General features: G+C 60.1%; 14 protein-coding genes and 1 pseudogene. 7 read left to right on the top strand and 8 right to left on the bottom strand.

The features are described 5' to 3' along the window. Nucleotides 1-259: 259 nt before the first annotated feature. The gene (locus ABH912_RS07270) at nucleotides 260-1,075 is read left to right on the top strand and encodes a carbon-nitrogen hydrolase family protein (RefSeq protein WP_429510218.1); all 816 of its coding nucleotides are present in this window, start codon (nucleotides 260-262) and stop codon (nucleotides 1,073-1,075) included. 58 nt (nucleotides 1,076-1,133) lie between these two features. Then, nucleotides 1,134-1,547, top strand: a pseudogene (locus ABH912_RS07265) (cation:dicarboxylate symporter family transporter); the annotation flags it as partial. 10 nt (nucleotides 1,548-1,557) lie between these two features. Here the strand turns inward: ABH912_RS07265 and ABH912_RS07260 are convergent. After that, a complete protein-coding gene (locus ABH912_RS07260) occupies nucleotides 1,558-2,043 on the bottom strand; it encodes an adenosine-specific kinase (protein ID WP_429510217.1) in 486 nt (161 codons plus the stop codon). Between the two features lie 185 nt (nucleotides 2,044-2,228). Here ABH912_RS07260 and ABH912_RS07255 point away from each other — a divergent pair, with 185 nt between their 5' ends. After that, nucleotides 2,229-2,429, top strand: coding sequence for a YbdD/YjiX family protein (locus tag ABH912_RS07255; protein WP_033054429.1), 201 nt, complete (start codon nucleotides 2,229-2,231; stop codon nucleotides 2,427-2,429). Here the strand turns inward: ABH912_RS07255 and ABH912_RS07250 are convergent. Both ABH912_RS07250 and ABH912_RS07245 read right to left on the bottom strand, forming a co-directional pair. Then, complete coding sequence (locus tag ABH912_RS07250) at nucleotides 2,426-3,208, bottom strand: hypothetical protein (RefSeq protein ID WP_429510216.1); 783 nt, start codon at nucleotides 3,206-3,208, stop codon at nucleotides 2,426-2,428. The two genes, ABH912_RS07255 and ABH912_RS07250, sit on opposite strands and share 4 nt — an antisense overlap. Further along, nucleotides 3,205-5,817: a hypothetical protein gene (locus ABH912_RS07245; protein WP_429510215.1), complete on the bottom strand. Its 2,613-nt coding sequence runs from the start codon at nucleotides 5,815-5,817 to the stop codon at nucleotides 3,205-3,207. Before ABH912_RS07245 ends, ABH912_RS07250 begins: the two co-directional genes overlap by 4 nt. Before the next feature lie 126 nt (nucleotides 5,818-5,943). Between ABH912_RS07245 and ABH912_RS07240 the strand changes: the two genes are divergently transcribed. After that, nucleotides 5,944-6,876 (top strand): GlxA family transcriptional regulator, encoded by a 933-nt coding sequence (locus ABH912_RS07240; protein WP_429510214.1) that lies wholly within the window; start codon nucleotides 5,944-5,946, stop codon nucleotides 6,874-6,876. A 249-nt stretch (nucleotides 6,877-7,125) separates the two neighbouring features. Then, the gene (locus ABH912_RS07235) at nucleotides 7,126-8,100 is read left to right on the top strand and encodes a nitrilase-related carbon-nitrogen hydrolase (RefSeq protein ID WP_429510213.1); all 975 of its coding nucleotides are present in this window, start codon (nucleotides 7,126-7,128) and stop codon (nucleotides 8,098-8,100) included. A gap of 52 nt (nucleotides 8,101-8,152) precedes the next feature. Here ABH912_RS07235 and ABH912_RS07230 read toward each other — a convergent pair whose 3' ends face one another. From ABH912_RS07230 to ABH912_RS07215, 4 genes are read right to left on the bottom strand one after another with little or no spacing between them, the layout of a single operon-like run. After that, entirely contained in the window at nucleotides 8,153-8,851 is a 699-nt protein-coding gene (locus tag ABH912_RS07230) for a dienelactone hydrolase family protein (RefSeq protein ID WP_033054434.1), read from the bottom strand. A gap of 36 nt (nucleotides 8,852-8,887) precedes the next feature. Next, nucleotides 8,888-9,511, bottom strand: a complete 624-nt coding sequence (locus tag ABH912_RS07225; protein WP_429510212.1) for a glutathione S-transferase family protein — start codon at nucleotides 9,509-9,511, stop codon at nucleotides 8,888-8,890. A 50-nt stretch (nucleotides 9,512-9,561) separates the two neighbouring features. Further along, nucleotides 9,562-10,077: an HvfX family Cu-binding RiPP maturation protein gene (locus ABH912_RS07220; RefSeq protein ID WP_429510211.1), complete on the bottom strand. Its 516-nt coding sequence runs from the start codon at nucleotides 10,075-10,077 to the stop codon at nucleotides 9,562-9,564. Between the two features lie 57 nt (nucleotides 10,078-10,134). Then, entirely contained in the window at nucleotides 10,135-10,338 is a 204-nt protein-coding gene (locus tag ABH912_RS07215; protein ID WP_059405530.1) for an HvfA family oxazolone/thioamide-modified RiPP metallophore, read from the bottom strand. A gap of 419 nt (nucleotides 10,339-10,757) precedes the next feature. Here ABH912_RS07215 and glsB point away from each other — a divergent pair, with 419 nt between their 5' ends. Further along, nucleotides 10,758-11,666, top strand: coding sequence for a glutaminase B (glsB, locus tag ABH912_RS07210; protein ID WP_429510210.1), 909 nt, complete (start codon nucleotides 10,758-10,760; stop codon nucleotides 11,664-11,666). A gap of 9 nt (nucleotides 11,667-11,675) precedes the next feature. Here the strand turns inward: glsB and ABH912_RS07205 are convergent, their stop codons facing one another. Next, complete coding sequence (locus tag ABH912_RS07205; protein WP_429510209.1) at nucleotides 11,676-12,467, bottom strand: N-acetylmuramidase domain-containing protein; 792 nt, start codon at nucleotides 12,465-12,467, stop codon at nucleotides 11,676-11,678. Between the two features lie 166 nt (nucleotides 12,468-12,633). On the opposite strand from ABH912_RS07205, the gene ABH912_RS07200 reads away from it, so the two are divergent. After that, a complete protein-coding gene (locus ABH912_RS07200; RefSeq protein WP_429510208.1) occupies nucleotides 12,634-14,136 on the top strand; it encodes an aldehyde dehydrogenase family protein in 1,503 nt (500 codons plus the stop codon). Nucleotides 14,137-14,140: the final 4 nt, after the last annotated feature.

Here is a 14,140-nt window from a genome sequence, read left to right as displayed (position 1 = left end):
GCCGGTGACAAGCGAAAAGCAACGACCACCGGCAGCCGCCATTCCTGATGTGGACGTAGATCCCAGCAGGGCGACTGAACCCATCAGAAACCGGGGCGATCCCGATCACTTAAATCCGACCCCTTCCTGCAATGTCGCTTTCACGTCACTACGCATTCGTGGTTAACCCTTGGGGGGAATAACGTGTCGCTCAACCGCGCTCCATACTCTGGCCAACCCCGGCGGGTTGGACCCTTACTTAACGGTGCAAGGAACAGAGATGAAGATTGAATTGGTGCAACTGGCTGGCCGTGACGGCGATGTGGTTCACAACCTCGGGCGTACCATGGAGGCCATCGCTACCTGCGCGGCTGACACGGATTTGTTGATCTTCCCGGAAACCCACCTGACGGGATTTGTCGATGCCGAGCAATTGGCGAGTGTTGCCGAACCCTTGGATGGCCCCACCTTGCAGGCCGTCGAGCAGCTGGTGCGCAAGCGTAATGTCTCAGTCGTCGTCGGCATTGCGGAGAATGATGGCGGCATCTTTTACAACACCTCGGTGCTGGTAACGCCCGAAGGTATCGCCTTGCGCTACCGCAAGACCCACTTGTGGCCATCGGAGCGGGGTCTTTTCCAGCCGGGTGATCGCTATGTCACGGCACTGTGGAAGGGCGTGCGTGTAGGCATCCTGATTTGCTACGACATTGAACTCCCGGAAAGCGCCCGCGCCCTCGGGCAGCTCGGCGCCGAGCTGATACTGGTCACTAACGGCAACATGGATCCCTACGGCCCGGTCCATCGCACGGCAATCATGGCACGCGCCCAGGAAAATCAGGCGTTTGCGGTCATGGTGAATCGGGTGGGAGAAGGGGATGACGGCCTGGTGTTCGCGGGGGGTAGCGCAGTGGTCAATCCGTTCGGGCAAATAGTGTTTGAGGCGGGTCGCGAGGAGTGTCGGCAGGTGGTCACGCTTGACCTTGACCAGCTCAAGGCGTCCCGGCGGGATTACGACTACCTCAACGACCGTCGCCTGCACCTGACAGGTGAACAACTTGAGCATACCGACGGTCGTCGCGAGCTGCTGATTCCTTGAGTTGTTTGAATTCTTCTCCCCAGTCATACGTCGTTGATCTTGCCAATGTCGGCCCTGCCCGGACGGGCAGGCGATCTACTACACCATCGCCGCCATCTTCATCGCGCAGGCCACGAACACACCGCTGACCCTGACGGATCAGTTGATCGTCCTGGCCGTGCTGATGTTTACCTCCAAGGGATCTGCCGGTGTCACCGGCTCGGGATTCATCATTCTGGTGGCGACGTTATCGTCCCTCGGCACCATTCCGGTGGCGGGCATGGTGCTGCTGTTGGGCGTCGACCGGTTCATGTCGGAAGCGCGTGCGATCACCAACACCATCGGCAATGGCGTGGGAACAATGGCCATTGCCAAATGGGTCGGGGCGCTGGACACCGTGAAAATGCACAAGGCGCTGAATGGTGAGGTCGAAGGGGAGAAACCCGTGACGGCTCAGACAGAGGTTATCGCTGCTCATTCAGCGCCTGGTTAACGGAGCGTGCTCAAAGTTTGTAGCCGATCTGCCGCAACAGGTTCTTGCGCCACAGGATGTCTTCCTCGCCTTCAATACCACGGGCACAGAAGCCATCCACCACGCCAAGAATGGCTCGCCCTTGATCCGTCTCAGCAAGAATCACTTCAGTCGGATTGGCCGTTGCACAAAAAATGCGGCACACCTCCGGGACCATTTTGACGGCGTTCAACACGTTTACGGGATAGAAACCATCGTCGAGGAAAATGATGAAGCTATGGCCTGCGCCGATGGCTTGGGCATTGCTGCGGGCCAGTTCGATCATGGCGGTATCGGTGCCGGACCAGCGCACCAGGCATTTACCGGAAGCTTCGCAAAACGCCACGCCAAAGCGGATGCCTGGCACGGCATTGACCAACGCTTCGTGGATGTCCTCGACGGACTTGATGAAGTGGGTCTGACCGAAAATGAAGTTTGTTGCTTCCGGCTTGTCGATTTTCAACGTGATGAGTTGCATCTCAAACGCCTCCTTTCACGATGTGCCTACCAGGGGCTGGCAACACCTCAAGCATAGCTACTCATAGGTATTGTGATCGCCGCCGCTTTTGCTACTTGAACATACAAAAGGCCCCGGTGCTGACACATTGCAGATACATCAGTGCGCTTTCATGGGCCAGTCCCACACTCATAGAGAGAATTGCCATGTACCGCAAGCTGCAGCATGTCGCGAAGTTCCTCAGCCAGAGCGCGCGTTTAATGGTTGGCGTCCCCGATTACGATAACTACGTTGCGCAAATGGCGCTCAACCATCCCGGTGAGCCGGTCATGAGCTATTCGGCGTTTTTTCGTGAGCGTCAGGAGGCCCGTTTCGGCCGTGGGAAATGCAATACGCGTTGCTGCTAGAACTTCGCATAGTTCAACGCATCGACAATGGCCGAGCCACCAATACCGGTCAGCGACAGCAGCAATGCCCTGATCAGCGGGTCTTCTGAGTAGCGTGAGAACGAGCCGGTATTGAACGTCGCGACCCGCTCGCGGATCATCTTGAACTTGGCGTAGCAAGGCGTCGTTTCGGGTGTTTGCAGCAGATAGGCGTCGAGTCGTTGCAGTGCAATGGTGCGGGCCTTTTCCGCTGCGCGTCGCAGCGACAGCGCGGAGACCAACAGCACCAACGCGGTCAGCAGGTAGGAAATGATCAGGCTGGGCGGTGTCGGCCAGTTATCGAACAGACTGCTGCGCGACGCCAACAGGATCAACAAGACCACGGTCGGCGCATAGATCAGACGGTTAACGGCCGAGGTGCGCTTGGCGATCAGCTGCAAATCTACCCACTCGTCGATGCACGGGTGCCGGAGCATGCCAAAGGTTTTCTTGTGCTCCATCTGCAAGGTGCCAGGCCAGATCGCATGATGTTCGCTGAGATGGCGGATAAATCGCGTCAGCAGCAAGTTGGCATCCACCACCCAGAACACCAGCACCTGGAACGTCAGGCTGGGGATCAGCCAACTCAGCATCCACCACATCGATGCGCCGCGAACGGGCATGCCCTCCATGGGCCAGATGACAAACAGCACGCTGGTGACCACGACGTAAACCCACGTGGCGAGCATGGCCCGCAGCATTCGGGCGCCGAAGGAGCCGCAGACGCAGTGCTCACCCCAGAAGCGTGCAATGACGATCATCTTGCGCCCGTCCGTGCAACCGGCCTGTGCCGGTGCGCAGGACTTTGGCGAATCAAGCGTCGAACCTGCCCCCACAAGGTCATCTCGTATTTGCGCATGTGCAGGCGCAAATGGTACGCGGCTTCGATCTCGGTCCGGTTGATGCGCAGGTTGCGCCAGCCCCAGGCCAGCGCCGAGAGCGAGATCAGCACGGCCAGCAGCCGCAGTGCCACGGTGGGCCAGGCACTGATGCCTTCAAACAGGAACATCGGCTCACCCAGTCCGTTGTCCGTCAATGTGCTGCGCATCTGGTACGCCAGCATCAGCGCGAGGATGAACATGACGAGAGGGACCACGATGTACCACGCCCGGGAGTCGTATAACCCCGTGTCCATGCTGGCTGTCGAGTCCTTGGCCATCGCCAGTTGCCTGGCGGAGCGCCGGGTCAGGTTCGACGAGATGATGCCGAGCAATATCAGCACGAACGTGAACCAGAGAAACTCCGCATGCCAGAACCGCGTGGCGATGAATGCGCAGGCCGCTGCCACCATAAACAGCGTCATCGGTACGCCGCGAACCCAGGCCAGCCTTGCGTCATGGTCATCTTTCGGGCCCTCGATGCGCCACCAGACGATGAACCCGGCGAGTATCAGCAGGGTGATCGTCAGTGGCCCGGCCCAGAAGAAAGATTGAGCTTGTTTGAAGCGGTCGCGGATGGATTTGGAGGGTTCAGGGTAGGGCGGTGGCGAGGGGTCTTGGAGGCAGCGCAGCGCCATCAAATCGTGTGGACGTACGCCTCGATCGGATTGCGATTGGGTCGGAGCCTCGCAGCTTGCCGGGCGTGACGCGGTCAACCGGCTAGCCAGCGGAATGAAGCCGCTGATCCCCACTTCATAGATGCCCGGAGATAGCAGCTCCGATTTGGAATAGTCGAATTTCGCGCGCTTGGCGTCGAAGGATTGCGGCGCCAGTGCCGCCAGCACCGAGATGAACACCGCACTTTGCAGGCTGTCGCGAAACGGCGGCACGTCCTGTTGCAGGGCGCGGGTCAAAGTGAGTCCGTAGGGGGCGGCGAGTATCAGGTTGCGCGTGGTTTGCGCCTGGCCCCGTTGCAGCATGCGGGCATCGAGGTCGGTGGAAAAGTACAGTTTGTACGGCATCCGGCTCTTCAGCGCTTGCAGCACCAGGAGCTTGTCGTAGGCATCGACGCCCAGTACGCCAATCGCGCCGATGCCGCTTTCGCCATTGCGTCGATAAGCCGCGTCCTCGTTGGCGATATGGTCGGCGAGGCGCCGCAGGTAGTCGAGCTGGGAGTTGCCGTCGGATTTCTCCAACGGACTGAGATCAAGTTGGGTGGGGTCTTTGTTTTTACCGGGATCGGTACTGGGGTTTTTTTCGTTGCTCGCGGATTCTTCCGGGAGACGTCCGTCCAGGCCGCGCAGATAGCTGAAGCGCAAAATCCACTGATCGACCACATCCCTGTGGTTTTTTTCGTCGCTGCCCAGGCGGGCATCCTTGGCCACCTGTGTCTTGAAGCTTTCGATCAGCGCGCGGCTGTAGAAACTGTCCCACTCGGAAATCAACGCGATGCGATGACCGCTACGGCGAAGGTCACGAGTACACGGTGAGCCGATCCGTTGCAGCTTGTCTTCGCTGCAACGCACGCCCGTGGCCGGGTCCACGCGGCGCAATTTCAGCTCTTCCAGCATCAGTTGCGTCATGGTGCCGTCGTCGCTGACGGTGCGCAGCAACTTCATGGATTGTCTGCTCGCCAGCGGCGGCGACCGCTTCTGGTACCCGCGATCCAGCGTCTCGTTATCGGCCGTGGCCAGGGGTGAGTAGATTTCGACCTTCGGCGTGGCCTGGCCGATGTCCTGATCCTGGAACATGTCGCGCAGGACGGTTGAGGTAGAAGGGCCGATGACCTTCAGGACAGCGGTGTCGGGTGGCTCGGAACAGGGTTTTGGAGCGCACGCCACAGCGGTTTTATTTTTCAGGGTCTCGCGTAACGTTTCGAGCGATTGCAGCGGCGTTGAGCCAAGTGCGTCCTGTTTGAACCAGAACACGATCGTTCGGTCAGGCGGCGGTGGCGCGCCTTCAAGTGCCGTCGGCGGATCGAAGGGGTTGGAGACGAATACTTCATAGGGCGCGTCGACGAAACCGGTTTTCTGCGGGGCATCCAGCGACAGGTTGGCGGCGAGTCTCAAGCAGTGGATGTACTGTTCCTGATCCGGTACTCGGTGGGAATTCTTGAACCCTGCCAGCAGCGCATAACGAATGCGCCGGCGCCGTTCGACTTCGTCGGCGTAAGGGCCGCCTTCGACCAGCGCCACCATGATGTCGGGCGCCGGTTTGTCTCCGGACAGGGGAGAAAGATCCGGGCTACAGACATGCTCGGCATCCGGGTTCTTGCTGTCCGTGAGCTTCTTGCGATAACGCTCGACCGCGTCAAAAGGGTCTTGCCATAACCGGGCTTCGATGGGCAGTTGTGCCTGGAACTGTGCACCGATCGGCCGCGGTTCAAGGAACGGTTCGCGGTTGAGGGCGAACATCGATATCACCAGACTCAGGATGACCGCACTGCCTGGCAGCCAGAAGGCCAGGTTAGTGCCAGAACCCTTGGTGTCCATGGCCTGTGCCTCTTGTTCTCGGCCAACTGATTACAGTTATTTATAGACCCATTAAGAGGGTTCAGTGCAAAGTCAGTGGCGGTAAAATCCGTCATGCCACCTTTAAGGTCAAAAGAAGCCGCCGCCATGCACACCATCGGACTCATCGTTTACCCCGGGTTTCAAGTGTTAGGCCTGGCCATGTGCGCCACGTTCGAGTTGGCCAACATGGCCGCCGACGAACCGGAGTACAACATCGCCTTGCTGTCCGAGCGCGGCGGTACGGTGCAGACCTCTGCCGGGTTTGGCGTGGAAACCTCGGCGTTCGACCAGCGCTCGTTCGACACGCTGCTGGTGCTGGGCGACAACCTGATCCGTCCGGTATCACCGGGCATGGTGGCGTTTTTGCGTAACGCCAGCCGGACCACCCGGCGGCTGGGCTCGATCTGCACCGGCGCGATTGCGCTGGCCGAGGCCGGTTTGCTGGACGGTCGACGGGCGACCACTCACTGGTGCCATGCACCGGCGCTGCAGAAGGCGTACCCGAAGGTGAAGGTCGAGGAAGACCGGATCTTCATCAACGACGGCAACATCTGGACGGCCGCGGGCATGAGCGCCTGCGTCGATCTGGCGCTGGCGTTGGTGGAAAAGGATCTGGGTGCGGAAGTCGCGCGGCGGGTGGCCCGGCAATTGGTGGTGTATCACCGGCGCGCGGGAGGGCAGTCGCAGTTTTCGGTGATGCTCGAACTGGAGCCCAAGACCGATCGCATCCAGGCCGCGCTGGCCTATGCCAAGCAGAACCTGAAGTCCGCGCTGTCGGTCGAGGAACTGGCCGGCGCCGCCAACCTCAGCCCTCGGCAGTTCAGTCGCGTGTTCCATGCCGAAACCGGGCAATCACCGGCCAAGGCCATCGAAAACCTGCGCGTGGAAGCGGCGCGCCTGATGATGGAAACCGGTCGGCACCCCATCGACGTGGTGGCGACCGATACCGGTTTTGGCGATCGGGAGCGAATGCGTCGGGCGTTTATCCGTGCATTTGGCCAGCCGCCGCAAGTGATCCAGCGCGCCAATCGCGGCTGATGCCAGTCACTTAAGCTTGGCACTGACCTGTGGCGAGGGAGCTTGCTCCCGCTGGACTGCGCAGCAGTCCCCTTCTTTTTAGGGATCGGGGGGGCCGCTTCGCGGCCCAGCGGGAGCAAGCTCCCTCGCCACAGGTTACTTATCATGTTCGGGATGTCCTAAAAGGTGGTGTATTCGACATTTCAGTCTAAATATTATTGGCGTAATTTTGATCTCGTTGAAGTCCACTCCCTCAATGAGATCACCGCCATGACCCTCGTAAAAGCCGCTGCCGTACAAATCAGTCCCGTTCTTTACAGCCGTGAAGGCACCGTCGACAAAGTGGTGCAGAAGGTTCTCGAACTCGGTGAGCAGGGCGTGCAGTTCGCCGTGTTCCCGGAAACCATCGTGCCTTACTACCCGTACTTCTCCTTCGTTCAAACGCCTTTCGAAATGGCGGCTGAACACCTCAAACTGCTGGATCAGGCCGTCACGGTCCCTTCGGCTGCCACCGAGGCCATCGGCGCCGCCGCCAGACAGGCCGGCATGGTGGTCTCCATCGGCGTCAATGAACGTGACGGCGGTACGCTGTACAACACGCAGTTGTTGTTCGATGCCGACGGCACCCTGATCCAACATCGGCGCAAGATTTCCCCGACTTATCACGAACGCATGATCTGGGGCATGGGCGACGGCTCCGGCCTGCGCGCCACCGACAGCGCGGTAGGGCGCATCGGCCAACTGGCGTGCTGGGAACATTACAACCCGTTGGCCCGTTATGCCCTGATGGCCGACGGCGAACAGATCCATGCGGCGATGTACCCAGGATCGTTTGCGGGGCCGTTGTTTGCTTCACAAATGGAGGTCAGCATCCGCCAGCATGCCTTGGAGGCCGCGTGCTTCGTGGTCAACTCCACCGCGTGGCTGAACCCTGAACAACAGGCGCAAATCATGGCCGACACCGGTTGCCCCATCGGCCCGATTTCCGGTGGTTGCTTCACTGCGATCATCAGCCCGGACGGTTCGGTGTTGGGCTCGCTGACCGAAGGCGAAGGCGAGGTGATCGTCGACCTCGACATGGGCCTGATCGACAAACGCAAACGCATGATGGATTCGCGCGGTCACTACAGCCGTCCGGAACTGCTGAGCCTGCTGATCGACCGCACACCGACGAGCCATGTGCATGAACGCAGTGCGCATCCGAAATTGGCGGTGAACGAGGTGGTGGAAGAAATTACTCGTTAAACGGCAGGTACAAAAAAGGGGACTTTTAAAGTCCCCTTTTGCTCGTCCGGTCTTACAGTTCCTGACCCAAAAAGATCAACGTATTGCCATGGGCCTCAGCCGCTGCGCGTTGGTTGTAGCTGTCGCGGTGCGAGCAGTTGAAGCCATGTTCCGCTTCCGGATACACGACAATTTCGACGTAATCGCTGTTCTCGAAACGCTCGGCGATTTTCTCCACGGCTTCCAGTGGGATGTGGCTGTCCTGTTCACCGAAGTGCATCAGCAGCGGCACTTCGATTTCATCGGCCCGGTCCAGTTGGTTCTGGATTCCGCCGCCGTAATAGGCGATGGCCACGTCCACCAGCCCATTCGCGGCGGTGAGGTACGAGAGCAAACCACCGAAGCAGTAACCAAGCGAGGCGATCCCGCCGTCCAGGCCCGGCTGGGCTTTCAGGGCGTCGATGGCCAGTTCGATGTCGGTCTGTGCCTTGCCGACGTCGGTGGCGTTCATCAACTCGACGGCGCGTTTCCAGCCGGCCTCGTCGTAGGTCAGTTCAATGCGCTGGCCGCTGCGCCAGAACAGGTCCGGTGCAATCACCAGGTAACCGTCGGCAGCGTATTGTTCGGCAACCGCGCGGATGTGTTCATTCACGCCGAAGATTTCCTGGATCAACACGATCCCCGGGCCTTTGCGGGTGTGCGGAATCGCCAGGTAAGCGCCGAATTTACCTTCGGCGCTGTCGATCTCGATCCATTGGGTGGTCACGCTCATGGTGGCTCCTGTCTACACAAGTGAGGGGGGTGAAGCTTATTTCAGCTGCGTGGCCTTGAAGCTTGGCAGAGACTGCATACGTTTCCACCATCCGTCGAAACCGTCCACCGAAAATACCTGCGGTGCATCCGGGGTCATGGCGATGTAGGCGCAGCCCGGCGCCAGGTAAAAGTCGCCGATGCTGGGTTCAAGACCTGCGATATAGGGATCGGTGCCTTTTATTTTCATCAGCTCGCGCAGCACCCGTTTCGAGTTCTCGATGCCTTTGCGGCGCGAATCTTCATTCTGCCCGCCAATAAAGTCAGGAAAAAGATGGTAGCCGAACACTTGCACAAGGTTGGCGTAGCCATAGGCATCGTAAATGCTTTGGGCCATGTGGGTGCGAGCGCGGTCGTGGGCGTTATCAGGGGTGATGGACGGGCCTGGCAGGACTTCGTCCAGGTAGGCGACGATCGCGCCGGTTTCGATCACCCGGAACCCGTCATGATCGATAACCGGCACCTTGCCGAAGGGGTGACGCACCAAATGTTCTGGCAGCTGCGGCTCGCCTTTGATCACGTTGACCTGCACCTGGTCGAAGTCCGCGTCTTTTTCCACCAGCAGCATCTTCACGGTGCGCACATAACTACTGCCGTCAAAACCATAGAGGGTGAGACTCATGACGATTGCTCCACTATTGAACCGAGGGACGTTATCGAGTCCCTGGCGCTTTAGCGGTGATCGCGACGCCAGAAGACTCGAGCCAGCAGCGCATCGAGGCTGAGCTTGCCGGCACCCGAGAGCAACAGCGGCATAAAGGCCGCGAGGTAGATCAGCGGCAGTTTGAAATTGCCATGACCCTTGTTGCTGATGGCGTAACCCTGGGCAAGCTCACTCAATGTAGACCAATCAGCCGGCCAGTGAATGGCGGCGGTCGCGACGACCGTGACCACGATCAGAATGATCGCCGAGATCCGCGTTCCCAGGCCGACCAGTATGGCCAGGGCGCAAATCAGTTCGGCCCACATCGACAATTCCCAGTTCAACGTGGCTGGCACGTGGTTGAAGGGGAACGGGAAGCTGTCCTGAATATCGGCGAACCAGTTTTCGCCATTGAATTTTTCCAGGCCTGACTCGAAGAATTCCCAGGCGAGGAACACCCGCAGGGTCAGCGGCGCGATCCAGCTACCGGCACGGTCGAGGTTCAAGTGCAGGCCTTTCACGGCCGATGAGAGTGAGGTGGTCATGGGCTTGATCTCCGTTCAGTCAGGGAGGAGGGGCACCGCGGTGCCCCTCGCAAAGGGTTACTCGCCGGCGCCGCACTTGCCTTCGCCACATTTACCTTCCGCCGGTTTTTCTGCCGTGTCGGCCTGGACCTGGCTGTAGCCGTGGGCCAGTTGTTTCATGCTGAATGCTTCGGACTCGGAGGCTGAAGCCACGTTGGACAGGGCCAAGCCGCCAGCGATGATCAGGCCGAGGGTCAAGGAAGAAGTCGAGAGCTTGAACATGGTGATACTCCGTAGCATTGAGTGAGTTGAGCGCTTTGATCGGCGTCGCCAATCGACAGGCACAGTTCATCAAGCGGGTGTATCTGCGATGTGTCGTTGGTGTGGGGATTTAGGGGCGGGGTGTGTCGGGAGGGGCGCTGTACACACTGTGATACGTAACCCTGAAACTCCTCAGTCAACCCAATCCTGTAGCAGCTGTCGAGCCCCAGCGAGGCTGCGTTCGGCTGCGGAGCAGTCGTGAAATCGATCGACTCGGTAATCCAGGTAAATCACGTGCACAGGGATTACGACTGCTGCGCAGCCGAACGCAGCCTCGCCAGGGCTCGACAGCTGCTACAGATAGTGTGATCCGCTACCGGCCGCTGGCGTCTAGCGTCTGTGTCCCCGCAATCCCATGGGGCGTGACTTCGGAACCCGGCATGCAAGCGCTGTTGAACGAGATCCTTGACGCAGTACGTCCCCTGATCGGCCAGGGCAAGGTGGCTGATTACATTCCCGCCCTCGGTACGGTGCCGGCCGATCAGTTGGGCATCGCGGTGTATGGCAATGACGGCGAGCTGTATTGCGCCGGCGATGCCCATACGCTGTTCTCGGTGCAGAGTATTTCCAAGGTGTTCAGCCTGGTGCAGGCCATCGAACACTCCGGCGAAGACATTTGGAAGCGCCTGGGTCACGAGCCTTCCGGCCAACCGTTCAATTCGCTGGTGCAACTGGAGTTCGAGCGCGGACGCCCGCGCAATCCCTTCATCAACGCCGGTGCGCTGGTGATCTGCGACATCAACCAGTCACGCTTTGCCGCGCCGGCCCTGTCGATGCGCGACTTTGTCCGTCGGCTGTCCGGCAACCCGCAAGTCATGGTGGACGGCAAGGTCGCCGAGTCCGAATACCAGCATCGCGCACGCAATGCTGCGATGGCTTATTTGATGCAATCGTTCGGCAATTTCCATAACGACGTCGAAGCGGTGCTGCGCAGTTACTTCAGCCATTGCGCGCTGCGCATGAGCTGCGTGGATCTGGCGCGGGCGTTCTGTTTTCTGGCCAATGACGGTTTCTGCAAGCACAGCGGCGAACAGATACTCAGCGCCCGCCAGACCCAGCAGGTCAACTCGATCATGGCCACCAGCGGCCTCTACGATGAAGCCGGCAACTTTGCCTATCGCGTCGGTTTGCCCGGCAAAAGTGGTGTAGGCGGGGGGATTGTCGCGGTGGTGCCGGGACAGTTCACGGTGTGCGTCTGGTCACCGGAGTTGAACGCCGCCGGCAACTCCCTCGCGGGCATGGCCGCGCTGGAGTTGCTGAGTCAGCGGATTGGCTGGTCGGTGTTCTAGACACGTGGGTCAGAGCGGCAACGCTTCGACCCGGCTGCGCAGACACGCCAGCGTTTCATCGTCCAGCACCGTGGTGATATTCAGGTGCTCTTTTGCTTGAAAGAGATTCATCGCATCCCGGGTCTGTTTACCGACGATGCCGTCGACAGGGCCGGGATGCCAGCCCAGGTACGTCAAGCAGGTTTGTGCCATACGGATTCTCAGGTCCGGCGTCCCTCCATAGGAGAACTTCTGATACGCCGCGCTGAGCCGCACGTCGTAGTTATTGATCGCGTAGTTGGGGCCGTTGTAGCGGCGTGCAAAGTTGGCCCAGTCCTTGGCCCGTAATGCCGCCACCGAACCGCCTCCGATCAACTCGCCAATGGTGCAGAGCAATTGGTCGTTCTCCGAGGCGACCATGCGCTTGACCATCGCCTCGACATCCGCCGAGTTCGTTTGCGCGAAATTGAACCCCATCGTTTGCCCCAGTCCCCACGAGGTACTTTGCAGGGCCGCGTTCCTGTCCAGGCGCATGGCCAGATTCAACCGGTCGTATTGATGCGCCCCCGAGGCGCCATAGTTGCCGGGGGTTTTGCTGCTGATATCGGGATGTTGTGCGTCAAACTCGTGGTGGGTCAGTCGGCTGAATACGTGACGCTCGTAAAGGATTTTCGGACGGCGATCGGAGAAGTATCCGTTGCCGGAAGTTTCTACTGCCAGAACAGCCCATAGTTGCGCGGCACTGACTTTGGCAAGATCCAGCGCCTGCGCCAGACCTTCCTCGTCAAGGGCCGCTCCATGGCTTTTGAATTCATCGCTCATGACGGCCTCCTTGGATAACAGGAAACACTGGTGTATCTCTTTTAGCGTAGGAGCGCCGGGTGCAGGGCCGCCGGATTTTCGATCATCGGTCAGGCGTGCGGTTAATGACGCTCCAGGGATTTTCCTATACATTTTCTGGCCGCCCACTGCATGGTGAAACCGCTTCATGTCTCTTGCGCTCGAACGTCTAGTCGCTGGCACGCCTATCCCTTTCGCCGGGAATCGTGTCTCTGTGGTCAGCCCCGAATTGGCCGCGCGCTTTCAGCCCGGGGACCATTTGTTGGTGGAGCAGGTCAGCGGCGAATTGTTGCTGATTCCAGTGGCTGACCAGCAAGCGGCGGCCATTGCAATCGAGCGTGCCGAAGCGGCGTTCAGCGCAATGTCTGCGGTCTCGGATCAAGCCATCAGCGAGTTCTTTGATCGCTTCGCCCAACGCCTGGAAGACCCAGCCTGCTGGGTCCTGATCGAAGCCGCCAACCTCGCCGACATCGAGCGGGCCAAGGCCCGTGGGCGTTCCACCACGCGGCTTCTGGCGGATGAACGCATGCGCCGTGACATGATCGCCGGCCTCAGGGCCTGGCGCGATGCGTCGGCCACGCGCGGCAAAGTGGTCAGTTGCATCGAGCATGACGGCTGGAAAGTCGAGCAAGTGGTCTCGCCGCTGGGCATCGTCGCGTTCGTCTTCGAAGGCCGGCCGAACGTCTTCGCCGACGCCGCCGGAGTGTTGCGCACGGGTAACACGGCGGTGCTGCGCATTGGCAGCGATGCGTTGGGCACGGCGCAAGCCATCGTTACCCACGCGCTGAATCCGGCACTGAGCGACGCCGGGTTGCCGACCGGCGCGGTGTCGCTGGTGGAAAGCGTCAATCACGCCGCCGGTTGGGCGATGTTCGCCGACCGACGCCTGTCGCTGGCCGTGGCCCGTGGTTCGGGTCGCGCCGTCAGTCAATTGGGCAGCATCGCCCAACAGGCCGGCACCGCCGTCAGCCTGCACGGCACTGGGGGTGCCTGGCTGATCGCCGACAAGGACGCCGATGCCCAGCGCTTTGCCGCGGTAGTGCGCAATTCGCTGGATCGCAAGGTCTGCAACACGATGAACGTCTGCCTGATCCACCGTGACCGCGTCGCCGAACTGCTGCCGCTGTTCCTCGACGCGCTGCAACAGGCCGGCACCGCCCGCGGGCAGGGCTGCAAATTGCACATCGTCGAAGGCAGCGAGCCGTACTTGCCAACCGATTGGCAGACCGCCAGCGTTGAGGTGTACCGCGCCGAAGGCTATCAGACCGAAGCGTTGGCTGAACCGCTGCCCGAGGATCAGTTGGGCCGCGAGTGGGAATGGGAGGAAACCCCGGAAGTCAGCCTGAAGATCGTCGATGACCTGGACAGCGCCATCGCGTTGTTCAATCGCTATAGCCCGCAGTTCACCGTGTCGTTGATCAGTGAAGATGCCGCGGCTCAGGAACGCTTCTACAGTGCAGTCAACGCACCTTTTGTCGGCAACGGGATTACCCGCTGGGTCGACGGACAGTACGCGCTGAACAAGCCGGAACTGGGGCTTTCGAACTGGGAGAGCGGTCGCCTGTTTGCTCGCAGCGCGATTCTCTCGGGCGATGGGGTGTTCACGATCCGCAGTCGCATGACCCAGACGGATCTGTCGGTCAAACGCTGATCCA

The sequence above is a fragment of the Pseudomonas sp. BT76 TE3572 genome (assembly GCF_050435365.1).
Taxonomy (GTDB): domain Bacteria; phylum Pseudomonadota; class Gammaproteobacteria; order Pseudomonadales; family Pseudomonadaceae; genus Aquipseudomonas; species Aquipseudomonas fluorescens_W.
Note: the sequence above shows the minus strand (reverse complement) of the source record. Positions and strands in the feature narration are given on the sequence as shown.